The following is a 21722-nucleotide window of genomic DNA, read 5'->3' as shown; positions in this document are numbered from 1 at the left end:
GCTCATCCGCGTCGCACGGCTCATCGAGTCGCCCCGGCCATATGACTTCGCGACCCGATCGGTCACGACCACCGAGGTGCCCGGGGCGGAGACCCCGCTGGCCATCACGCGGGACGGTCAGGGCGTGTTCGGCGCGCCGGTCCACCCGCGGCCGCCGTCCTCCACGGAGGTCCACCACAGGGACTCGTCCCCGCAGATCGTGATGTTGTGCTGCAGATCCACCAGGTTGTTGCCCGCCACGACATCCCGCCCGCTGGGCGACTCCGGCACACCGCACGTGCTGCCCGTCGGGCAGGGAAGCTCGACCGGCAGCCCCTAAGGATTTCCGGCCACCAGTCGCTGGCCGGCCTCGGTTGCCAGTAGCGCCTCCGGAAGCGGAAGGAACTCCGTCGCTGCGGCGTACTCCCGGCAGTCGTACAGCACGGTGTCTGGGCAGATGACGTCCCTCGCCGCCTCCGTGTCGCCAGGGGTTCCCGTCGGCGGCGTAGTCCAGACTGACGTTCGTGGTGCTCCGTTCAACAGCCGTCCAGGTCCAAGCCGACACAGCCCGGCTCCGCAAGGCGCGGGGCGCCTTCTTCACGCCGGATGCCCTGGCGCGCTACATCACGGACTGGGCCGTCCGCTCGGTCGAGGACCGGGTCATGGAGCCCTCCTGTGGTGAGGCGGCCTTCTTGCTGGCAGCAGTCGATCGGCTAGCAGCGCTGGAGGCAACGGGCAGGGGTCAGACCGTCTTGCCGCACCTTGACGGCGTCGAACTGCATGAGGAGTCAGCCCAGGCTGCGCGCAAGCTGCTGCAGGCAGCTGGCGTCGAGGCGACGGTGACCGTCGGCGACTTCTTTACGGTCGAGCCGCACGCCAGCTACGACGCGGTCATCGGTAACCCGCCATACGTGCGCTACCAGGACTTCTCCGGGGAGAACCGGACCCGGTCGCGCCAAGCGGCGCTGCGTGCCGGGGTGTCGCTGACCGGCCTGGCCTCGTCATGGGCCGCCTTCACCGTGCATGCCGCGCAGTTCCTAAAGCCGGGCGGCCGACTGGGCCTGGTGCTTCCAGCCGAGCTTCTGACGGTCAACTACGCCACCGCCGTCCGCCGCTTCCTGATGGACAAGTTCGCGACGGTCGACTTGGTGGTCTTCGAGGAGCGCGTCTTCCCAGGCGTCCTTGAGGAGGTCGTTCTGCTGCTGGCTGACGGCTACGGCGAAGGGCCGACCGATCACTGCCGCATCTACCAGGCCAAGAACGCCGAGGACCTCGCGAACACCACGACGCCGCGGCTGTGGCGGCCCATCCCGCCCGGCGGCAAGTGGACGGCCAGCCTCCTGACGAGCGAGACGCTTGGGGCCTACTCCAGCCTGCTCGGCAGTGCGTCGTTCACGCCGCTGGAGACATGGGGCGACACCACCCTCGGCATGGTCACCGGCAACAACAAGTACTTCACGCTCAACCGGGCGCGCGTCACTGCACTCGGCCTCGAGCCGTCGGATCTCGTACGGCTGTCACCACCCGGCTCCCGGCATTTGCGTGGCCTTGACTTCACCTCGGCGGCGCTCAATGAGCTCGGAGCGGCTGGCTCAGCGGTCTGGCTGTTCCGACCGGCCGGTGAGCCATCCGACGCCGCTTGGGCCTATATCGAAGAAGGCAAGACCTTGGAGGTCCACCATGCCTACAAGTGCAGGGTGCGCAAGCCGTGGTGGCGGACGCCGCTGGTGGCACCGTCCGATCTCTTCTTGACCTACATGAATGCGGATACGCCGCGCCTCTCCACCAACAAGGCGCGAGCCCATCATCTGAACTCCGTGCACGGCGTATACCTGCAGCCCGAGTACCGAAAGCTCGGCAAGGAACTCCTGCCACTCGCCTCACTTAACGCGATGACACTGCTCGGAGCTGAGATCGTCGGGCGCGCATACGGCGGTGGCATGCTCAAGTTGGAGCCCAGGGAAGCCGATGCGCTTCCCGTGCCCGCTCCCGCCGTCGTTGAGGCCGCGCATTCCGCACTCAGTCATGAGCGCTCCACGGTCGCACGGCTCCTCACCACTGGACAGCTACTGGAGGCGTCGAAGGTAATCGACGACGTGCTTCTGATCGGCGAATTGGGACTCCCGATATCGGAAGTGAAGGCGCTTCGACAGGGCCATGCCGAGCTGACCGCCCGGCGTACAGCCCGCGGCGCTGAGGTCAAGCCCCTGCCGTGAGCGAAGACAAGAGCCTCAAGGCGCAGGCCTGGACACTGTTCGACCGCATCGTCGAACGCGCAACCCACGAGAACGGCCTGCCTGCCAGCAATCCATGGTGGAAGAACGCCTCGGGGTTGTGGTTCAAACCCGACTACTCCGTACTGCAGCAGCTACTCGGGGTGCCACTGCTCCTGAATGCGCCCTCGCAGTCGGGCGTGCCTGCCTTGGCCCTCGATGTCTGGACGGCCTACGAGCTTCGCCGGGCTGGCTTCGAGCCCGATCTGGTGTGGCCGCGGGCGACGCCGCCGCGCATCTTGCCCAGCACGCTCGTAGCGCTGCGCCGCGAGGCAACGCGGGAGCAGCGCCGGGTGCTCGACGGCATGCTGCAGTCCGGCAAGGCGTACGGCAACGAGACTGGCGCCAGCGCCAACATCCTCGGAAAAAACTACGTCAAGCAGGTCGATGTCGTGATGTCGGCGTGGAACACCGGGCCCGAGATCATGATCTCGACGAAGCGGATGGACTCATCGTTCGGTAAGAACGCCGCCAACCGCGTCGAGGAGAGCTACGGCGACGCCAAGAACCTGCGTAGCCGGCACCCCCAGGCGGCGCTCGGCTTCTTCTTTAGCCTGCGCTCCACCGTCCTGACGCCGCAGTTCGAGGACGTCGCCGCCTGGATCATCGACCTGCTCGGGAAGCTGGGGCGGGAGGACGACGCCTATGACGCCGTTTGCCTCGTCATCCCCGACTGGTCCGACGACGTGGCTCCGCCGTCCGACGACGATGACGACGGAGAAGATCCGCTGGTATCTGCCGGACTCGCTAGTGACGGCCTGGCCGCCGAGGAGCCGTTGCCGTTGGAGCTACCTGAGAGCGAGCTAGACCGGCGCCTGCGGTCCCTGCCGAACGTTGAACTGAACCGCAAAGCCGTGCCGGAGAACCTGAGGCCGGAGGTCTTCTTCGCCACGATTGTCAACCGCGTCCTGGACAACAGTCCGGTGAACTTCCACCGCGAAGCCCGACGCCTTCGCGCCAACCCCAACCCCCGCTGATGCCTCCTCGTCGTCGCGAGCGCCCCGCCTTTGGACTCTTCGCTGAGTTGCTGACTGCAGTCGAGGACCAGGCCATCACCGACTTTTCTGCCATCGAAGCTCGCTTCATCGCCGCCATGAGCGCCTTCGACACAGAGGTCGCTCGACCCGGAGGCGAGTGGACCAGCGGGGACAATCAGGGCAAGGGCAAGTTCTTCAACGAACTGACCGCGAGGCTGCTGCAGAACCTGACCGGGCTGCCGATCATCCAGCGCGGCAAGCGCCCCGGCGTCCTACTCGACAACGTTGACGTCGACCTTTGCTTCCCGCCGGCCGGGGCGCCGCTCGTCATCGCCGAGACCAAGATGCTCGGCACACCACAGCATCCGCGGAACGAGACGTCCCAGCACATCAGGGGCCGACGGGGTACCGCTGACCTACCTAAGCGCATCCGCGAGATTGCGCTTAACGTGATCGACCTGAAGCTTGCTGCTCCCGAAGGGCGTGCTGAGCCGATCGGTGACATCGCAACCTGGATTCAACGGCAGCCGCCGGCCTTCTACGCTCTCTTCGGCCTGCGACTGGCGGACAACTACGATCATGAGCAACTGGTCGCGCAGGCGCAGATGCTCAACAACTCGTACGCCAACGGCGTAGGACTGGTCCTGTACCGGCCGACTGACCTAGCTACGGCGGCGGGGCGCACGACGTACGTGCCTGTCCGCCCCCCGAGAGGACTAGCTCTCGACGACGCCTTGCGGCGGATGGCTCGGGAAATCCGCGCTGTTGCGGACCACTGACCTCGTCATCGGACTCATCGGAGGCAGCCATCTCGATCGCTAGGTCCATGAGTTCATCGGCTGCCAAGTCTGGAGGCCTCCGTCTCCATGGGGTCACTTCACTGACCGCCCTCGACCCGACAAGACAGGGCCGCTCTGCTGGTGATGCCCGTCAGCTCGCGCCGTTCGGCCGCCAGAGTCAATAGTCCCTACCTGCGAGGTCATGAGCGACTTCCCTCGCCAGTCACCTACTACATCAACGGCGTCGCGAACTGGCAGGACGAGGGCCCGCCTGCGCCCCTGTCCATCGGCACGGGGGTCATGTACCCCAAGGACTACCGGCGGTACCGCCTCGAGGACATCTGGGTCAGCTACGACCATCACGGGCGCTTCGACAACGGTCTGCACGTCTTCCTGGTGGACGTGACCCGGACGCCGGATGACCGGCCGGGGAGCCTGGCCCCGGACTACTTCTCGGAGTAGCCGGCGGCGGTTGAGCCCAGGCCCCGTTTCTGCCCCCTGAACACCCTGTTTTCGGCGCCATTGGTCATGATCCGGTCACGTCGACGCTCCTCGACATGGCCAGCCGAGGCGGCTGGTTACCGACTTCCGCGGCTCGTCTCGGTCTTGCGCTTTGTCATGCCGAACCTCAGGCCGGCCGGGTCAGCGCGGTCACTCAGTGGCATCGAGATCCATGTCGTGGCGCTGCGGCGATCCGCCGAGCTGATCACTCCGGGCGGTCGATCGAGGCGACGACGACCTGGACGCCCCGGGCGCCGAGGGCCTGAGCCTGACGGACCAGTGTGACCTGCGTGAAGGTGAAGAGGTCCTTCGCCTGGATCGTCTTCCCCTTCCGCGCGACGCCCAGGACCACCTTGTCCGGCTTCAGGGGCAGATCGTCGGGGTCCCATCCTGCCTGCTTGACCCTCTCGTGGAACTTGTCAATGCCCTCCTGGTCGAAGAGCAGCGCGTCGGTGGAGACCAGCGCCTGCGCCAGGAGATGGCTGGCCGCGGAGGAGCCGGACAACTCCTTGATGTGGACCGGCGTCCCGTCTCGAAGGAGGACATCGCAGACCTCGATGCCGCTCCTATGCATCTCCGTCCTGATGAGCTTCCGATCTAGACAGATGCCGTCAACCGCCTCGGCTGCGAGCTCGTTGTAGCCGTCCTCATGCGTGTCGCTGGGCCACTCGGGGAGCTGCACCCCCGGATCTCGATCGAAGATGGCCTGCACCTGGACCCGCAGGCGCTCCGCGTAGTCCTGGTTCATGAGGTACCAGCTGCCGTCGTGGAGGCAGTACCGCTTGCCGTCCTGGTCGATCTCGAATGCGATCCACCGGATCGCCGGAATGGACCCGCTGATGGGCTCTTTGGCGCCCTCGTCCGAGAACAGCTGCACGCCCATCTTCTTGAGTCGCTCGACTCGCTTGTCGGCGTCGACGTCCTGCAGTGGATCGAGGACGGCGCGCAGGTCTGGCTCCCCGTCCTGCCCCCCGGCGAACTTGCGCCCGCCGCCGCGGATCCTGAACGACGTCGGCGTGCCGTTCTCGTCGATGCGCTCGTGGGGCCACGACAAACCGAGCTTGTACGAGCCCGGCTCAGCCAGAGCCTCCGCCAGCCGGTCCTCCAGGACTGCGAGAACCTCAGGAGTCTTCACCGCCACGAGCTGCTCGAGCAAAGCGAGTTCCCTGTCCGGCACCTTCCGACGGAGAATCTTGCCCAGCTCGTCCAGGTCCCGGACCAGCTGGCCGGGCTTCTTTCCCAGGGGGACGCTCAGCGCGTCGGCGCCCCGGATGCGGATCGGCTTGTTCCCCCCGGTGAGCGTCGAGATATCGGCCTTGGCCACGAGACGGGTGACCAACTCCCCCAGCGCCCCCGCCCCGAAGCCTCGGAGGTCATCGCCGGCCGGAATGGACGCCCGCTCGATTCGCGCTCGCTGATCGAGAGTCGTCCGGGTGAGCGACCTCAGCTCTCGCGGATCGGCGGTTCGGAGGGCGATGCGCTGGCCGAAACCAGAGTCGACCTTGGCCATCTCCAGCAGCTGGAACCCCATGCCGTAGGTGAGCGCCCACGCCCCGATAGAGATCTCCTCGTCGTGGGTCTCCTCCTCTTCGACCACGTCATCGCCAACGGTCTCCGGCTCCTCGACGACGGCTTCGCCGTCGACCGCGTCATCGGACTCCTCGTCATCTTCGATGTCGAGGGCCTCGTCCTCGTTGTCTTCGTCCTCGGCTTCGTCGAGGTAGGCGGGGTTGACCTGCGGTCGGACCAACAGGACCGCAGCCGCGGTGCTGTTGCCGAGATCGACAGTCTGGTCCGTCAGATCGTGCAGAGTCCCCGCCCAGCTAACGGTCGGCGTCTCCATCCTGCCGCGCACCAGCAGCGCGTCCCGCCCCTTGATGCGCAGGTGCGTGACCTCGAAGTTATCGTGCTCGCGGTATTGCTCCCGCACGGCGTCGAGAAGATTCGGTAGGTCCTTCAGCCGGTAAAGGCTCGTCCTGGACGTGAGAGACAGCGGGCGTGGCATACGTCGAAGTGTTGCTATGGTCGCGCTCCGCTACAACCCCAGGTCAGCTCGGCGATTGGCAGAACACCGAGTGGCAGGTGCCGGCGATGGCTTGCGTCGCGTCGGAAGAAGCGCTCTCTTGCGGCCCACCCCGGCCGGGACGACGAGAGCCCGACGGGGATGTGCGCGTGCTTGGCGCTCGGCGGGAGTGGATGAGTCTGGACAGGTCCGTCCGTGGTCGGGTGGTGATCGATCGCCGGTTCAGTCAGCCGAATGTCGCCAGGCGGCCGGCGGCGGCGAGCACGGTTCGCCGCGATGGACGCAGCTCCGCAACCACCTGCTGCCACTCGCCCAGGAACCCGGAGACGAGCTCCCGCTGCCCACGCCCGACATCGTGAGCGCCCACTCGGCGCGTCCGAGTTCTTCGGTGGACGTGACAGGTGGTCGCCGCTACCACGCCGCATCGCCGGCGTGCTCCCGGCTCATGCGGACCGGCGGCTGGCAAGCTCGCTAATCGTCTTGGTTGTCGCGTTGAGTTCGTCGGTACCGGCGGCGAGCTCGTCGGCCGCGACTCTGATCTCACGGGCGATCTTGTCCTCGGCGTCGTGGGCCCGCACAGCGAGAAGTGTGTTGCCAGCGCGGCGGTAGTGATCGAGTGCGGCCTGGTAGTGGTCGTCGCTGAGCGCGACGCCGAAGCGGGGCAGCGACTGGTTGCGTTCGATCATCGTGACGAACCGATGCATCGCGTCCTGGGCGCGGCGGAGAGTGTCGAGGACTGGCTCAGTGCCGAGCCGTCGGGTGGCGGCGGTGTAGTCGCGGTGACCTGCGATCAGGGCGTCGATCGAGCTGCCGTGCTGCGTGTACCAGTCGATCAGCTTCTGGACGTCGTCGGCGTCGGTCATCAGTGGGGCCTCCGTTGGCGGGCTGTCCCCGTCGGACACGCGGGGTGTGATTCAGAAGCTAGGCGAGGGGTCCGACAGTCTTGAGATAACAACACGCACTGAATAACCACAGGTGCATCCCCGTCACCGATGCCTAATCGGTGAGCCGGGTCAGCCATTCCGAGAGTGCGGCGGTGAGCAGAAGGTGAGCCCTGGTCTCAAACTCACCCAGATCCAGCATCGTTGGCTGGTTGGCCTCATGTAGCACGGTGTTGGAGAGGTCCTTGGCCGCTGCCCACAGCTGATCAAGGAATCGTCTCCGGGGGTCTTCCTCGCTCCACCCTTGCGCCTCGGCCACGACCGCAGCCACGGGGTGACCACGCGTGGCTCCCAGGCGCTTTTCCCAGGCATGCAGTAGGTCGCGGCTGGCGGCGACGCTCTCCCGGTAGCCGCGGTGGTCAAAATGCCGCAGCTGCCGGGCAAACGCCCCTCGGGCGCGCGGGTCGTCCAGCTCGGCTGGCAGCCGCACTTCGATAAGCCGAATCGCGTCGTGACCTAGCGCCGGTAGCACCTTAGTGACCCAGGTGCTCTGCTCCACCAAGAACGATAGGTCACCCACGGAAGGGCTCCAAATCAGGGTGACGTCGGCCAGCATCCCGTGCCCCAGGTCGAACGGAACTCCGGCATCGACGGGCTGTGAGATCTCGTTGTGCGCCCGAACCCAGGCGAGCACGACACGGAAGCTCAGCGTCAACGGCAGTCGTCCCTCGCTTTGGTGCCGATGACTCTCCAGTCGCTCCAACACCGGACGGGGAAGCGGAAACCGAAGTTCCACCCGGGTCCGCGGGGCACCCCAATCGGCGCTGACCACCTGCATTCCCGGCCGCAGGTCCCGAATATCTGTGCCGAGGTGGCCCAGGCCGGGCTGGTTCCCTTCGGCCAGGTCGGCCTCGAGTGAGAGCACCGCGAGCTGCTGCTCCTTCGGGCGGGCGTTTAGCCGCACTTCCACCGGCACGATCAGCACCGGCTGCGTCGCGCCTCCCTCGCCATGGACCTCAGCAGGATTGACCGATACCTCCCCCACAGCAGCGTTGGCGGCGTTGATGACAGCGGTCGGCAACATGTCCACATGCTGAACCCTCCGCCCTGCTTGGACGGTCGAGGGTCCACGCGTGCCGCTCGTGGGACCGAAATGGCCCAGCGGCCCGGCGCTGCGCCAGCAACCCCGCCCCTGTGTTTGGCTGGCCAGTCCACAGGTGTCCTTGAGCGGCCTCGCGGCACTTCCTGGATCTCTCCTCGGGGAATTGTCGGTGGTCACCATCAAGCTCCCTACCGAGGCCACCACCGTGGGGCCTCGAAGGGAGGATTCGTGTCCAAGGTCGGCAACTACTACTCGACAAACCCCTCGGACCCTGACGTCTATCACGACCAGGGCAACTGTCCGTCCGGTCAGCAGATCCCACCGGCGAACCGTCGATCGGGTACCAACGGCTACCCAAAGTGCAAGCACTGCCAAAACATGTGAGCACCTACGCGCTCGGTACGCATTGACGCCGACATCGGCGCTTCTGGCACGCCGGCTTCTCTCGCCGTGCCTCTTCCGTGGCTGTCCGGCGACGCGGTGGGAGCCCATGGTCGTGGACCATGGGCTCCCGCCGACTGCTCCCCCGCAGCGTCACGTGCCTGCCGACGTGAGCCCAGCCAGCACGGGGTTCGAGTCCCCCCCAGCGGCGAAGAAGGGTCACGCCGCCTCCGGCCGGCACACAAATCACGAACCTGGAGATTTCAAGATCACGAGGCAACACACGTCTTGCATTCCGGCAGGCTGCTCCATGGCGCTCTGCGTGCATGGGACAGGGTCCGCCCCAGGTGGTGGCCTGAGGGTCCGTAAGCGAAGCCGTGGCCGTCGCTCTTTCGGGCCACGGGGTTACTGGAGAAGTACGGCAGCCCAAGTGGAGACCGCCTCCCTACGGTCCGCGGGCGTGATGACGCTGCACAAGCTGACCGCCGGGGACGGCTACACCTATCTCACGCGGCAGGTGGCGGCGTTCGATGCGACGGAGCGGGGTCATGTCGGGCTGGGCGACTACTACTCGCAGCGCGGCGAGTCCCCGGGGAGGTGGGCTGGCAATGGCCTGCCCGGCCTCAGGGGAGTGATCGCCGACCAGTTCGTCGGCGAAGAACAGATGAAGTCTCTCTTTGGTAAGGGTCGACATCCCGACGCCGACCGGTTCGAGCAGGACGCCTTGGCCGGCGGACGGACGCCGGGCGAGGCACATGCCGCAGGCGCTCTCGGGCGAGCCTTCTTCGTCTTCAGTGCTCGAGCCGACGGCTTCCGGGCGCGGTGCGCCCAGGAGTACGCCGCCTTCAACACTGCCCGCGGGCAGCCCGCCACTACCTCGGTTCCGCACGACGACCGCGCGAAGATCCGCAGCGACCTGGCCCGGACCATGTTCAACGAGGCCTACGGCCGCGCTTCGCGCGATGCGCGCGAGTTGTCGGGGTTCCTCGCCCGAGTCTCCCGGCCGGCGACGACAGCGGTGGCCGGCTACGACCTAACCTTCTCCCCGGTCAAATCGGTCTCGGCGTTGTGGGCGTTGGCGCCGCGGGAGGTGGCCGAGCAGATCGAGGCCGCCCACGCCACCGCGGTCGCCGACGCCCTGGCCTGGGTGGAGGACAACGCCTGCTTCACCCGGCTCGGCACCGACGGGGTGCGGCAGGTCGAGACCACCGGGCTGATCGCCGCTGTGTTCACACACCGCGACTCCCGCGCCGGTGACCCGGATCTGCACAGCCACGTGGCGGTGAGCAACAAGGTGCAGACCCGCGACGGGCGCTGGCGGGCGCTGGACGGGCGGGTGCTGCACAAGGCCGCCGTCGCCGCCTCCGAGCGCTACGACACCCGGCTGCAGGCGCACCTGGTCACTCGCCTCGGGATTCGGTTCACCGACCGTCCCGGCCCCACAACAGGCCGGCGGACGGTGCGGGAGATCGTCGGCATGGACGAACGCCTGCTGAGCGCGTGGTCGTCGCGGCGTCGGGACATCGACGCTCGGCGAGGCGCGTTGGCCGGCGAGTTCCAGCGCCATCACGGCCGGGCGCCCACCTCGGTGGAGGCGATCGCGCTGGCGCAGCAGGCAACCCTGGAGACGCGTGGCCCCAAGCACGAGCCACGCTCCCTCGGTGAACAGCGGGCAACCTGGCGGCGAGAAGCCCTGGGCGTCCTCGGCAGCCCGGACCGGGTCGACCGGATGCTGGGCCGAGTGCTGGGCGGTCGAGGGTCTCCGCACCCGGTCGTAACCGAGGCCTGGGTCCGGACGGCCGCCTTCCGGGTGCTGGACACCATCTCCGCTGCCCGGGCCACCTGGCAGGTGTGGCACGTGCGCGCCGAGGCCGAGCGGGTTGTGCGGGCCGCCGCCCTGGCTCCCGCTGACGTTGACGTCGCGGTCACCCGGGTCACCGAGGAGGCACTCTCCCCCCGCCTGTCCGTTCCACTCGGTGACCGCGATCCGGTGGTCGAGCCGCCGGAGCTGCGCCGCTCGGACGGCGCCAGCGTCTACACCGTCGCCGGAGCCCGGCTCCACACCAGCCGGGCGGTGCTGGACGCCGAGGCGCTGCTGCTGGCAGCCGCGGGGCGCCATGAGGGACGCCGCGCCGATCCGGCCACGGTGGAGCTGGCGCTGCTTGAGTCGACGGCGAACGGCGCGGAGCTCAATCCCGGCCAGGCGCAGCTGGTCCGCGAGCTGGCCTGCAGCGGCGCCCGGATGCAGCTGGCCCTCGCCCCGGCCGGCGCTGGTAAGACAACCGCACTGGCCACCCTGGCCCGCGCCTGGACCGCCGGCGGTGGGACGGTGCTCGGGTTAGCGCCCTCCGCCGTGGCCACTGCCGGGCTGCGGGCTTGTCTTGGTGCTCCTTGCGAGACGCTTACCAAGCTCGTCTGGTGCCTCGACGCCGGGAAAGCACCCGACTGGGTCGCGGGCATCGGGCCGGCGACGCTGGTGGTCCTCGACGAAGCCGGCATGGCTGGCACTGTCGAGCTGGCCCGCGCGGCCAAATACGTCTTGGGGCGGGGCGGATCGGTGCGCCTGGTCGGCGATCACCAGCAGCTGACCTCGGTGGCCGCCGGCGGCCTGCTGGCCGAGATCGCTGCCACCCATGGCGCGGTCACCCTCACCCAGGTGGTGCGCTTCGATGACCCGGCCGAGGCCGCGGCCACCGTCGCCGTACGGGAGGGCGAAACCCTCGGGCTGGGCTTCTATCTCGACTCCGGCCGGGTGCACGTCGGGGACCGGTCCACCTGCGCCGAGCAGGCCTACGCCGCCTGGGCTGCCGACCGCGACCGCGGTGTGGACGCGCTGCTGCTGGCGGCCACCCGGGAGCAGGTCGCGCAGCTGAACCAGCGGGCGCGGGCTGACCGGCTGAGCCGCGCCGCCTCCTCACCTGGTGCGGAGGTCGAGCTGGCAAACGGCACCCGGGTCGGCGCTGGGGACCCCATCATCACCCGCACCAACAACCGGCAGCTGCCGATCACCGCCACCGAGTGGGTGAAGAACGGTGACCGCTTCGCCGTCCGGGCCGTCGGCGGCGACGGCTCCCTCGACGTCGTGCACACGGACACCGGACGGCGGATCAGGCTGCCGGCGGGCTACGTCGCCGAGCACGTGCAGCTCGGCTACGCGACTACGGTGCACGGCGCCCAGGGCGTCACCGCCGAGGTCTGCCACACCGTTCTCGGCGGCACCGAGTCCCGGCAGCTCCTCTATGTGGCGCTGTCCCGAGGGCGCGCCGCGAACCACCTGTACCTGGCCACCATCGGCGACGGTGATCCGCACAGCATCGTCACCCCCGCCGGCGTGTTCCCGCCCACGGCCACCGACCTGCTGGTCGGCATGCTGGCCCGCGACGGCGCCCAGACCTCCGCGGCCGGCGCCCGCCGGGCAATGGCTGATCCGGCCGAGCAGCTGCACGAGGCCGCCACCCGGTACGCCGACGCGCTACACGTCGCCGCCGACCACCGCCTGGGTGCCGTGACTGCAGAAGAACTGGAGAACGCCGCCCAGCGCCTGCACGCCGGGCTGACCGCCGCGCCGGCGTGGCCGACGCTGCGCGGACACCTGGCGCTGCTCGCGCTCACCGGGGTCGACCCTTTCGCCGTCCTGAGGACTGCGGTCGACGCGCGGGAACTGGAGACGGCGACCGACCCCGCGGCTGTCCTCGACTACCGGCTGCCCGTGTCCGGTCCGGCAGGTCCGCTGCCGTGGCTGCCCGGCATACCGGCTTCACTGGTCGACGATCCGCGGTGGGGGCCCTATCTGACCGCCCGCGCCGATCACGTCACCGCCTGCGCGGCACGGGTCGGAGAGAACACCGCCGGCATGACCGCGGCCACCGCGCCCACCTGGGCTAGACCGCTCCTGCGCCCGGATCACGGGTCGCTGCATGCGGACCTCGCCGTCTGGCGCGCCGCGCTCGGTGTACCCGACAGCGACCGGCGCCCCACCGGACCGCCCCGGCGGCCGGCTGCGGAACGCCGATCTCAGACACGCCTGGACGAAGCCGTCACCGCTACCGGCCCCATCCGGGACAGCTCCGTGTGGTCCGCCCTCGCCGAGGGCATCGACCCCCGCATCCGCCGCGACGAGCACTGGCCGGCACTCCGCGACCGGCTGGCCGCCGCCGACCGTGCCGGTCTCGATGCCGCCGGAATGCTCGCCGCCGTCGCTGCACAACGTCCCCTGCCCGACGACCTGCCCGCCGCGGCCCTGTGGTGGCGGATGGCACCCCACGTCGCCCCGGCCACCGTTCCCGCTGGGCCGGGCACGGCCGGGCCCCGCCCGGGCTGGTGCACCGCCCTGCTGGATCTGCTCCCAGACCAGCAGGCCCAAGGTGTGCTGGCCGACTCGGCGTGGCCGGCGCTAGTCACCGCGGTCACCACCGGCACCCGCAACGGATGGCGTCCCGCAGACCTGCTCACCGCCGCACTCACCGGCCTGCCGCCCGCAGTGACCGACGACGCGACTGGGCTGGCCGAGGCGCTGGTCTTCCAGATCGCCGCCCTCACCGACCCGGCCCCCGTGCACGACCCCGAACCCCTGCCGGCCGATCTGCAGCCACCCGACGATGCGCATCTTCTGCCGCCCGTGCACGCCCCCACGACCGCCACCACTGACCCGGCGGACGGGTTGCCCTACGACGAGGACGCGCCGTTCGACCCCGACTACGACACGCCTCCCCCGGCGTGGCCGCCGCGGTATGGCACGCCGGACCCCTTCACCGTCACCGGCGCGGTCGATGTCGCCGACGACGCCGACTACCTGCTCGAGCAACACTTCTGGGCCACCGCCATCGTTGGCCGCGACCGGCTCATCGAGCTCAACGCCCAAGCCGCCGCCTTCTTCACCGACCACTACCTCGACTCCTGGGCAGCGGGCTACCTGCAGGACCGGCTGGGCACCGACCTCATCGCCGACTCCCGGTTCACCGCTGGCTACGCCCCCGCCGGCTGGACCGCGCTCGTCGACCGCCTGCGCGGCCTCGGCGCCAGCGAGCAAGAGCTGCTCGCCGCGGGCCTCGCCCTCCGCGCTCGCACCGGAGCGCTGATCGACCGGTTCCGCGACCGGCTCACCTTTCCCATCTACGACCTCAACGGCGCGATCGTCGGCTTCATCGCCCGCCGCAACCCCACCGCACCCGACGACGGACCCGCCGGACCCAAGTACCTCAACACCCCAGGCACCGACCTGTACTGCAAGGGCGAGCACCTGTTCGGGCTCCACGAGAACCGAGCCGCGCTAGCCGCGGGAGCCACCCCGGCTCTCGTCGAGGGACCGCTGGACGCCATCGCCCTCACCCTGGCCGGTGGCGAACAGACTGTCGGCGTCGCCGCCCTCGGGACGGCCCTCACCGACCGACAAGCAGACCTCCTCGGCCCCTACATCCACGGCGCCGGCATCCTCGTGGCCACCGACAACGACGCCGCCGGGAAGCAGGCGGCGGAACGCGTCTTCTGGCAGCTCACCACCCGTGGCGACGACCCGCGCCGACTCGCCCTGCTCGACGGGATCGATCCCGCCGACCTGTTCCACCGCGAAGGGGCCACGGCGCTACGGAGCGCCATCGACGCCTCGAGCAGCCTCGCCGACACCCTCCTCCATGCCCGCCTGACGGCTGCGCTTTCCGACGGAAGCCCCGCGAACCTGCGCGCTGCACTCCGCGACGTGAGCGCCATCATCGTCGCCCTGCCAGCCAGTCGGTGGCTGGCACACATCGACCGGGTCACCGAGGTCCTCGGCGTGCCGCCTGGCACTGTCCACAAGGCCGTGCTCGAGACCGAACCGATCACCGCGACGCCTCGGACGACAGGTCCCGCACAGGTGTCCCGCTCAACGCCCCCCTACGAGGATCGTCACCGGACGGGTCAAATGGGACGGCCATCGACTAGCACCCCGCCTGGCCTGCACCACTCCCTGTAGGGGTTCGACTAGCGGAGACAAGGCGACCGGCTAGAGATCGAGCCAGCGTGACCCGGCGGTCGATCCCATCGGTGTCCGATCGCATGCTCGCCACCTGCGCGGCGACCTCCTGATGGGCCGCCAGCTGCCATGTCCCATCCCACAGCGGGTCCCGCAACGCGGCCTGCCCGACTAGTGCGATTACCTGCCGGGCCAGTCAGCGCGCGTCCTTGGGTGGGTTCGGATCCCTTCCGGGAGCGATGGTGTCTGAATCCCGGATGCGGCCATCCCTCCCGTGGATCCGCACCTCACCCCCGCCGGCCTTGCGGACGATGTCTCTCGCGCGGTTGATCGCCGCGCTCTGAGTCTGTTCGTGCGCTCCAGCCCGGGTACTTCCGGGCTTCTTGACGTCCCAGCCACCCTTGGGGCTGGGCACCACGTGCCTGCTGGAGCTTCCGCTCTTCCCCATCGTCACTCCCTGTCCCCAGACCCGCCAAGGGGTCCTAGTGCGCGCTCCACGCAGACTGGTTGCGGTGGAAATGCTAGTCGAGATGTATGCTCCTTGGCCAGCAATCTGAGGAGGTTCCGTGTCTCGAGCCAAGCAAGTCCATGCTGCCCTCGAGGCTGCACACAAGCGGTCCGTCAGCGTCCCGGCTGGTGAGCAAGCTCAGTACGTCCAAGATGTCTTGGGTGGCCGGCTCGCCGCCGCGGCGCTGGGGATCAAGGACACCCGTACTCTTCAAAGCTGGGGTCGGGGCGGCGCGATCAAGGGCCTCGATCAAGAGCACCGCCTCCAGGCGCTCTATCGGGCGACGGTGGCTCTCTCCGATGTGTTCAGTCCGTCCGTGGCTGTCGCCTTCTTGCGGGGCAGCAACCCCACCTTGAACGGACGAGCTCCCATGCTGGTCCTGGCCGACGACCCACCAGCAGAAGCAGAGACTCAAGTCATGACGGCGGTCGAAGCGCTTCTAGACACGTGAGGCTGCCGTCACCGCATCGAGGACCGCAGCCCCGGCCACTGCCTGCTTCCGGTGTTGTCCGGGTGCACTACGACCCTTGGGCGCTTCCGCCTTACCAGGACATCGTGGGCCACAACCGGTTCGACGACCCGCGTCCCAACAGCATTGATCGCTACGTCGTGCGGTACATGGCGACCACCCTGCGGGGCTGCATGCTCGAGCTACTCGCCTGGCTCCGCCCCAGTCCCGATGCCCTCGCTCGGGAGGGCGAGGTAGTCGAGGACGCGGAGGACGCATCGCCGACCAGTGCCGACCAGGCGACCGAAGTTCTCAAGCAGGCGATTTCAGACTTCCTCGACGGGCGACACGTGGGGCTGCTGGAGGGCAAGTCCGTCCAGACCCTGTCCATCGACGACCCCGCGGTCCAAGCTGAGCTCGACCGAGCAACCGCCGTCCGCGCACTCCTGGACAGCCCCGAGGGTAGAGCCGCTCTGTCCCCCGCGGGACGCGCACCTCACCTGGACCAGGCGGCGGTTCGACTGTCGACTGAGTTCGGACGGGCCCTGACTCAAGCCTGCTCACTCGCCATCCGCGACCGGGACGAGCGCCCGGACGGCATTCACTACCGGAGCCGCCACGATGACGGCGAGGACTGCTGGGCTCTCTACGACCACGCCAAGGTCCAGCTTGTGGAGTCCGCTGCCTTGGACCCAGCCAACTCCGAGCATCGTGGCGCCTTGCAGGATGTGGCCGCTCTCTGGGACCTCCCCCTACCCCCAGCCTGGAACTGAAGCGACCAAGGAGGAGGGACGTCCCGGTGAACGATCCCCTCCGGGACATGGGGCAGCAGGTAGTGGCTGCGCCGGCGGCCCCGGAGCGCGTTCTGCTAGTGGGATGCGCCGGAGTCGGCACGGCTGGCGCCGATGAGTTCGACGCCCGGGAGCGGTCGACGTGACGGTGGCCCGCACTCGATCCCGGCGAGCCCCGGTACGCACAGCCCGGTCGAGGGGACAGCATCGATGACTGACCAGAGGGCCGATCGGGGCGCCGTATTCGACGGTGTCAAGATCGGTCGGCCAGCCACAGGCGCGCTGATCGATGCCGGGTTTCGGACATTGTCAGACCTCCCCGACGACCTCAAGGATCTCGCGTCGATCCACGGCGTCGGGCCCAGCGCCATCAAGCGGCTCCAGGCAGCACGCGCCACTTGAATCGGCTCTTCGCGATCCTGGTGAGCCATCCTCAGCGAGGCAGTTAATCAGCAGACCGCTCGGCTGTCGTGTCCCTGTCGTCGCGCCGATCGGCACTTTGGTGTCCGAGGGTGCGCCTAGTCTGCCCAGATGACTCAGTACGTCTACGCGACCTCGGGGAAGGCCGTGGGCTTCGTTCGCGGACGCTACATCCACGCCCTCAATGGGACCGCAGTTGGCCAACTTAGCGGTACCCATGTCCATCGCCTCAGCGGACAGTACGTCGGAGAACTCTTTGAAGACCAGGTGGTAGACAGGCACCTTGGCAACTTTGGGAATATCGGCAATCACGGCAATCCCGGGAACCCTGGCAATCCTGGCGACCCCGGGAACCGAGGAAACCGTGGTTGTCCCTATCGGGACGTCTTTGACGATTTGCTCTGACCTCAGCTTCGAGTGATCCCGATGGGCGATCTCTTCAGGATCAGGCGAGGCGGTCCGCGACATCCTGCAAACTGCGGGCCACGGTGGTGTCGAAGCGCTCGGGCACCTTGGCCGCGGACAGCATGGCGGCCCAGGACTTCTCAGTGATCACCAAATCGCAGTAGGGCACAGCGATGGCCAGGGTAGTCACGTCGTTGAGGTCGTTGCCCTGCCAAGCCTTCTGGGGATTGGCCTGCCGCTGGTGCCTCAGCTTCATCTCCACCCAGCGGGAGGGGATAGCCTCAAGGATCCGACGCCAGTTGTGACCGATCTGCTCGGGCTGAAGGCCGAGGCTGTAAGAGGCCTCGGCAACGGGCTTGCGGATATCGGTGTAGGCGGTCGCCAGCATGATGTCCTCAAGGCGATGACGGCCATGCTGCTTCACCGCCGTGGCCACCTCCTCCTGGCCCTGAACAAAGCGGTCATCGGTGAGATTCTTGAAGTCGTGCATGGTGAGACGCATCTCGTCTGGCATGCCCTCTGGAGTCACCGAGGCCAGGATCATCGCCTCGAAGGCCGGTCCTGCTCGGCGCTGCAACTCCTCCTGCCACTCCGAGGGAAGGGGAATGCCGTGCCACGCGGCAGGTGCCGAGTAGCGCAGTGTCGGAGCTGAGAAGGCGTGGGCGACGCCGTCGCCGAAGAGTTCCAGGTCCGGCACTGCGAGGGGCAGGTCGAACACCTCGACCAAAGCCCGCCGAATCTCCCACGGCACGATCGTGTGGGGTGGAGCGATGCGCAGTGTGCCGGCGAGGCGGGCCATGGTCGTCGCGAGTTCCATCCGCTTCTTCCGGTCTCGCTGCTTGCTCGTCTCGTAGTAGTGGGCGGCACTCAGTGGGAAGCGGGCCCGACCATCATCAACAGCCTTCTTCAGTACGGCCAGTGTCTCGACGAAGGGCTCACCTTGGGGGTGGCCAGTCTCAGCGCGTGCGAGGTCGATCCACTTGTTCTGATCCAGGTAGACCGTTAGCACGGAGCCATCCTCGCCTCCAGCACCGACAACCGTCTGTGAAGGCGCCGATAGTGCGCTCGATCCGAAAGGAGCACCCCAACGCTTCGCTAGCACTACTCGTCCGCATGGCGTCCTGAATCCGCTGTGCGGCCAACATCAGGGAGTCCTGTCCCCGAGTCCTACGGTGATCGGACCAGCCCCGTCACGCGGAGCGTCACCAATACGGCATTCACCTTTGGCCCGGCAAGCGCAACCAGTTGACGCCGGCCGATGTGATTTCGGTGCTCAACTGTGTCGGTGCCGTCAGGCAGGATACTGACTGCGGTCGCCTCCCGGGCTGCCATCTGCGTACCACTCTCAGCTTGATGGAGCCCGCTATGACTGTCGGCGATGGTGTTGTCAACCTCGGCGAGGCCACGCCACGCCGCCTTCTCGTGGATTGGGCGAACAGCCATGACGCCTGGGTGCGAAAGCTGACGGCGGAGACGATCCTGTCGCGGCAGGAACCCACCGCCGACCTGGTCGACTCGGTCTACGCGGTGTTCCTCTCCGAGAAGGGACTCTCAGACGAGGAACTGGCGAGCGTGCCCAAGCTCAAGGTTGAGGAGGTCGAGGCCATGAAGGACGAGGCGCTCGAACTCGTCAGGCTCGGCAACATTCACAGCGTCAACGCTCTGGCGAGCGACCAGGAACTCGAGTTCGACCAGCGCCTGACGATCCTGTTCGGGCAGAACGGGTCGGGCAAGACTGGCTACGCACGCATCATCAAGCGGCTTTCGGCCGTGCGCTCACCCGAAGACATCTTGCCGAACGCCCACGCGGTGCACTTCGATCCACCACCGCCACCGTCGGCAGATATCAAATACCGGGTCGGTGGCGAGGAGCGCACGGCGCGTTGGAACAACGAGGCCGGTCTAACACCATTCACCAGGATCAGCGTGTTCGACGCCGACGCCGTCCAGCTTCACGTTGACACCGATCTTGGTTACGTCTACACGCCCGCTGAACTGGCGCTCTTCGGCCACGTTGCCGCCGGCCTACAGGACGTCCAGCAACGCATCGCTTCGGAGGTCAACAGCCTGGCTGGCGGCCTCAATCCCCTGCTGGGGAAATTCGCTCGCGAGACCAAGGTCTACCCCCTGATCGAGACCCTGGGCGCAGCGACCGATGTCAGCGATCTCGAAGCGGCCGCGGCCGTCGACGACCATGCCGAAGCCATCCACGAGCGGCTTACCGGGGAAGTCGCTGCCCTGCGCGCGAACGCGCTCGACGCGCTGCTTACCAACGCGCAGCAGGGCGAACGCGAACTGCGGCGCCTCAGCGGACTTCTGTCCACAGTCAAGAGCTTCGACGCCAGTCGATACGACGCCGCCATCGCGGCTGTCGCCGAGGCTGAACAGCGCCGCGCGGAAGCGCGCGAGCAGCTCTTCAGCGAGAACGAGCTGCCGGGGCGCCCGGACGACGGGTGGCAGCGATTCGTCGCAGCAGGCGATACGTATCGGCAACATCTGGGGCACGACGAGTACCCACAAGACGGCGACGCCTGCCTGTACTGCATGCAGCCGCTATCACCGACCGCGATCGACCTGCTAACTCGCTACCGCACATTCCTCGACGAGACGCTGGTGCAGCAACTCACGACAGCGCAGACCACTCTCACCGGGGCACGCCTTGTCCTGAACGAGTCCGAGTTGAGTCGAGCCAAGGAGTACGTCACCTACCTCGCGAAAGAAGACGAGGCCCCCGACTGGGCGACTGCAGTGGCGAAGGTCTTGGTCGACGCGACCACGGTGGCGACGGAGACGGCGAAGGGCCAAGCGCTGTCGGTAACCAGCGTGGCGACAGATGCCGCCAGCGCGGCCTCGAAAGTCGACGCTGCGCTTCGCTCCGCAAAGACACGCGCCGAGCAACTCGTCACCGACAAGGAGAACTCGGCGGCCGCGCTCGCGACCAAGCAAAAGGAACTCGCTGAACTTACCGCCCGCATCGAACTCAAGAAGAACCTGGCAACGGCGCGAGAGTACATCCGCCGGGCGAAGCGGGCCCAACAGCTGGAGAAGCTGTCGCGCTCGATCTCCAGCGGTGCAGCCAAACAGCTGACCATCCAGTCCAAGCTGGCAAGCGAAGACCTGGTCAACAAGAACTTCGAGACGCTCTTCGCCGAGGAGTGCGAACGACTTAACGCACCAAAGGTCGCGCTGCACTTCCAGGGAAGGAGCGGCAAGGCGCAGCGCAAGAAGGTCGTTGCGAACTACCGCCCCTCGGCCGTCCTGTCAGAGGGCGAGCAGAAAGTACTGGCGCTGGCTGACTTCCTGGCGGAGAGCCGCATGCGCGGCACGAAAGCTCCACTGGTGTTCGACGACCCGGTGACCAGCCTGGACTACCGACGCCTCGACGAGGTCGCGGCACGCATCCAGCACCTCGCCGAGACACACCAGGTGATCGTGCTGACGCACAACATCATGTTCGCCTCGGCGCTGATCTCCACCCGGCAGAAGAAGAAGCTGCGCGTGAAGATCTACGAGGTTCGCGACGGCGGCGACCAGAAGGGCATCCTCGCGCCCGACGTTGAGCCGCAGCTGGACACGCCGGCCGATCTAGCGAGCCGCATCAACGTGAAGCTGCAGGAGATGCCGAAGGCCGAGCCAGTCGTGCAGGACGCGCTCATCAAGGAGGCATACGACCTGCTGCGTGCTTGGTGCGAGGCATTCGTGGAACAGGAACTGCTCCAGAACGTCACCCAGCGCTATCGACACAACATCATGATGACCAAGCTGGCGAAGATCGACACCAGTCGACTCGACGCCGCGACCGCGGTTATCGAGCCACTCTTCACGAGGGCGTGCGACCGAATGACCGGCCACTCGCACGCGGCCGAAAAGATGAGCACCAAGCCGACTGTTGCGGAGTTTCAGGCGGACTGGGAGAAGGCCAAAGCCGCGCGTGCCGCATACATCTCGCCATAGTCAATGGCACCGCCATGCGGGGAGTTTCCTCTGAGATCAGATGCGAGTGGTGCTCAGCTACTCGATTTCAGGCACCTTCAGGTCAACGTCTGGGTGCGCCAGTTCAAGCCCCAGGTCCGCAAGTGCAGCACGTGCATCTTCACGAACCGTTGGATCGTCGGAGTTGGCTCGCTCGATGAGCAGGTTCAGAGCAAGCTCTGGAAGCCCACGCTCAAGGGCGGCCCGGCGTGACTCCTCGGGAGCGACCCGCTCGAGCAGTTCGAGGAGTTCGACCAGGCTCTTGCGCTTCTGCTCGTCGGGCGAGAGGTTGCCGTGATCGTCCACGTCATGAAGGTACGTGCCGGAAGGTG

At 67.5% G+C, this 21722-nt stretch carries 16 protein-coding genes; 8 read left to right on the top strand and 8 right to left on the bottom strand.

What is annotated here, in order from left to right:
* Positions 1 to 117: 117 nt before the first annotated feature.
* Complete coding sequence (locus tag AC2H4J_RS09530) at positions 118 to 270, bottom strand: hypothetical protein (RefSeq protein WP_487464622.1); 153 nt, start codon at positions 268 to 270, stop codon at positions 118 to 120.
* A 233-nt stretch (positions 271 to 503) separates the two neighbouring features.
* Between AC2H4J_RS09530 and AC2H4J_RS09525 the strand changes: the two genes are divergently transcribed.
* From AC2H4J_RS09525 to AC2H4J_RS09510, 4 genes are all read left to right on the top strand, one after another.
* Positions 504 to 2195, top strand: coding sequence for an N-6 DNA methylase (locus AC2H4J_RS09525; RefSeq protein WP_487464621.1), 1692 nt, complete (start codon positions 504 to 506; stop codon positions 2193 to 2195).
* Positions 2192 to 3229, top strand: coding sequence for a hypothetical protein (locus AC2H4J_RS09520; RefSeq protein WP_487464620.1), 1038 nt, complete (start codon positions 2192 to 2194; stop codon positions 3227 to 3229). The genes AC2H4J_RS09525 and AC2H4J_RS09520 overlap by 4 nt, the downstream gene beginning before the upstream one ends.
* A 47-nt stretch (positions 3230 to 3276) precedes the next feature.
* Positions 3277 to 4008: a hypothetical protein gene (locus AC2H4J_RS09515; RefSeq protein WP_487464619.1), complete on the top strand. Its 732-nt coding sequence runs from the start codon at positions 3277 to 3279 to the stop codon at positions 4006 to 4008.
* A gap of 144 nt (positions 4009 to 4152) precedes the next feature.
* A complete protein-coding gene (locus tag AC2H4J_RS09510; RefSeq protein WP_487464618.1) occupies positions 4153 to 4470 on the top strand; it encodes a hypothetical protein in 318 nt (105 codons plus the stop codon).
* 244 nt (positions 4471 to 4714) lie between these two features.
* Here the strand turns inward: AC2H4J_RS09510 and AC2H4J_RS09505 are convergent, their stop codons facing one another.
* From AC2H4J_RS09505 to AC2H4J_RS09495, 3 genes are all read right to left on the bottom strand, one after another.
* The gene (locus AC2H4J_RS09505) at positions 4715 to 6514 is read right to left on the bottom strand and encodes a DUF6119 family protein (protein ID WP_487464617.1); all 1800 of its coding nucleotides are present in this window, start codon (positions 6512 to 6514) and stop codon (positions 4715 to 4717) included.
* 461 nt (positions 6515 to 6975) lie between these two features.
* Positions 6976 to 7395 carry a hypothetical protein gene (locus AC2H4J_RS09500; protein ID WP_487464616.1) on the bottom strand — a complete coding sequence of 140 codons (420 nt, stop codon included), beginning with the start codon at positions 7393 to 7395 and terminating at the stop codon, positions 6976 to 6978.
* Between the two features lie 133 nt (positions 7396 to 7528).
* Positions 7529 to 8497, bottom strand: coding sequence for a hypothetical protein (locus tag AC2H4J_RS09495; RefSeq protein ID WP_487464615.1), 969 nt, complete (start codon positions 8495 to 8497; stop codon positions 7529 to 7531).
* An 862-nt stretch (positions 8498 to 9359) separates the two neighbouring features.
* Here AC2H4J_RS09495 and mobF point away from each other — a divergent pair.
* Positions 9360 to 14846, top strand: coding sequence for a MobF family relaxase (gene mobF / locus AC2H4J_RS09490; protein ID WP_487464894.1), 5487 nt, complete (start codon positions 9360 to 9362; stop codon positions 14844 to 14846).
* A 196-nt stretch (positions 14847 to 15042) separates the two neighbouring features.
* Here mobF and AC2H4J_RS09485 read toward each other — a convergent pair whose 3' ends face one another.
* Entirely contained in the window at positions 15043 to 15294 is a 252-nt protein-coding gene (locus tag AC2H4J_RS09485; protein WP_487464614.1) for a DUF2188 domain-containing protein, read from the bottom strand.
* Between the two features lie 118 nt (positions 15295 to 15412).
* Here AC2H4J_RS09485 and AC2H4J_RS09480 point away from each other — a divergent pair, with 118 nt between their 5' ends.
* Entirely contained in the window at positions 15413 to 15805 is a 393-nt protein-coding gene (locus tag AC2H4J_RS09480) for a hypothetical protein (RefSeq protein ID WP_487464613.1), read from the top strand.
* A 62-nt stretch (positions 15806 to 15867) separates the two neighbouring features.
* The gene (locus tag AC2H4J_RS09475; RefSeq protein WP_487464612.1) at positions 15868 to 16575 is read left to right on the top strand and encodes an RES domain-containing protein; all 708 of its coding nucleotides are present in this window, start codon (positions 15868 to 15870) and stop codon (positions 16573 to 16575) included.
* A 327-nt stretch (positions 16576 to 16902) separates the two neighbouring features.
* Here AC2H4J_RS09475 and AC2H4J_RS09470 read toward each other — a convergent pair whose 3' ends face one another.
* Together AC2H4J_RS09470 and AC2H4J_RS09465 are read right to left on the bottom strand one after the other, a co-directional pair.
* Positions 16903 to 17481, bottom strand: coding sequence for a hypothetical protein (locus AC2H4J_RS09470; protein ID WP_487464611.1), 579 nt, complete (start codon positions 17479 to 17481; stop codon positions 16903 to 16905).
* Positions 17459 to 18427: a hypothetical protein gene (locus AC2H4J_RS09465; protein WP_487464610.1), complete on the bottom strand. Its 969-nt coding sequence runs from the start codon at positions 18425 to 18427 to the stop codon at positions 17459 to 17461. The genes AC2H4J_RS09470 and AC2H4J_RS09465 overlap by 23 nt, the downstream gene beginning before the upstream one ends.
* A 356-nt stretch (positions 18428 to 18783) precedes the next feature.
* Here AC2H4J_RS09465 and AC2H4J_RS09460 point away from each other — a divergent pair, with 356 nt between their 5' ends.
* Positions 18784 to 21372, top strand: coding sequence for an AAA family ATPase (locus AC2H4J_RS09460; protein WP_487464609.1), 2589 nt, complete (start codon positions 18784 to 18786; stop codon positions 21370 to 21372).
* A gap of 57 nt (positions 21373 to 21429) precedes the next feature.
* On the opposite strand, the gene AC2H4J_RS09455 is transcribed toward AC2H4J_RS09460, so the two are convergent.
* Positions 21430 to 21696 carry a hypothetical protein gene (locus tag AC2H4J_RS09455; RefSeq protein ID WP_487464608.1) on the bottom strand — a complete coding sequence of 89 codons (267 nt, stop codon included), beginning with the start codon at positions 21694 to 21696 and terminating at the stop codon, positions 21430 to 21432.
* Positions 21697 to 21722: the final 26 nt, after the last annotated feature.

The organism is Blastococcus sp. OS1-29 (genome assembly GCF_057628075.1).
The sequence above is the reverse complement of the archived record's forward strand: the minus strand, read 5'-3'. Positions and strand labels throughout refer to the sequence as shown.

Coding starts and splice junctions, on each gene's coding strand:
- AC2H4J_RS09510 (WP_487464618.1), top strand. CDS start 4,153: ATGCCCGTCAGCTCGCGCCGTTCGGCCGCCAGAGTCAATAGTCCCTAC.
- AC2H4J_RS09505 (WP_487464617.1), bottom strand. CDS start 6,514: ATGCCACGCCCGCTGTCTCTCACGTCCAGGACGAGCCTTTACCGGCTG.
- AC2H4J_RS09500 (WP_487464616.1), bottom strand. CDS start 7,395: ATGACCGACGCCGACGACGTCCAGAAGCTGATCGACTGGTACACGCAG.
- AC2H4J_RS09495 (WP_487464615.1), bottom strand. CDS start 8,497: ATGTTGCCGACCGCTGTCATCAACGCCGCCAACGCTGCTGTGGGGGAG.
- mobF (WP_487464894.1), top strand. CDS start 9,360: ATGACGCTGCACAAGCTGACCGCCGGGGACGGCTACACCTATCTCACG.
- AC2H4J_RS09485 (WP_487464614.1), bottom strand. CDS start 15,294: ATGGGGAAGAGCGGAAGCTCCAGCAGGCACGTGGTGCCCAGCCCCAAG.
- AC2H4J_RS09470 (WP_487464611.1), bottom strand. CDS start 17,481: ATGTCGCGGACCGCCTCGCCTGATCCTGAAGAGATCGCCCATCGGGAT.
- AC2H4J_RS09460 (WP_487464609.1), top strand. CDS start 18,784: ATGACTGTCGGCGATGGTGTTGTCAACCTCGGCGAGGCCACGCCACGC.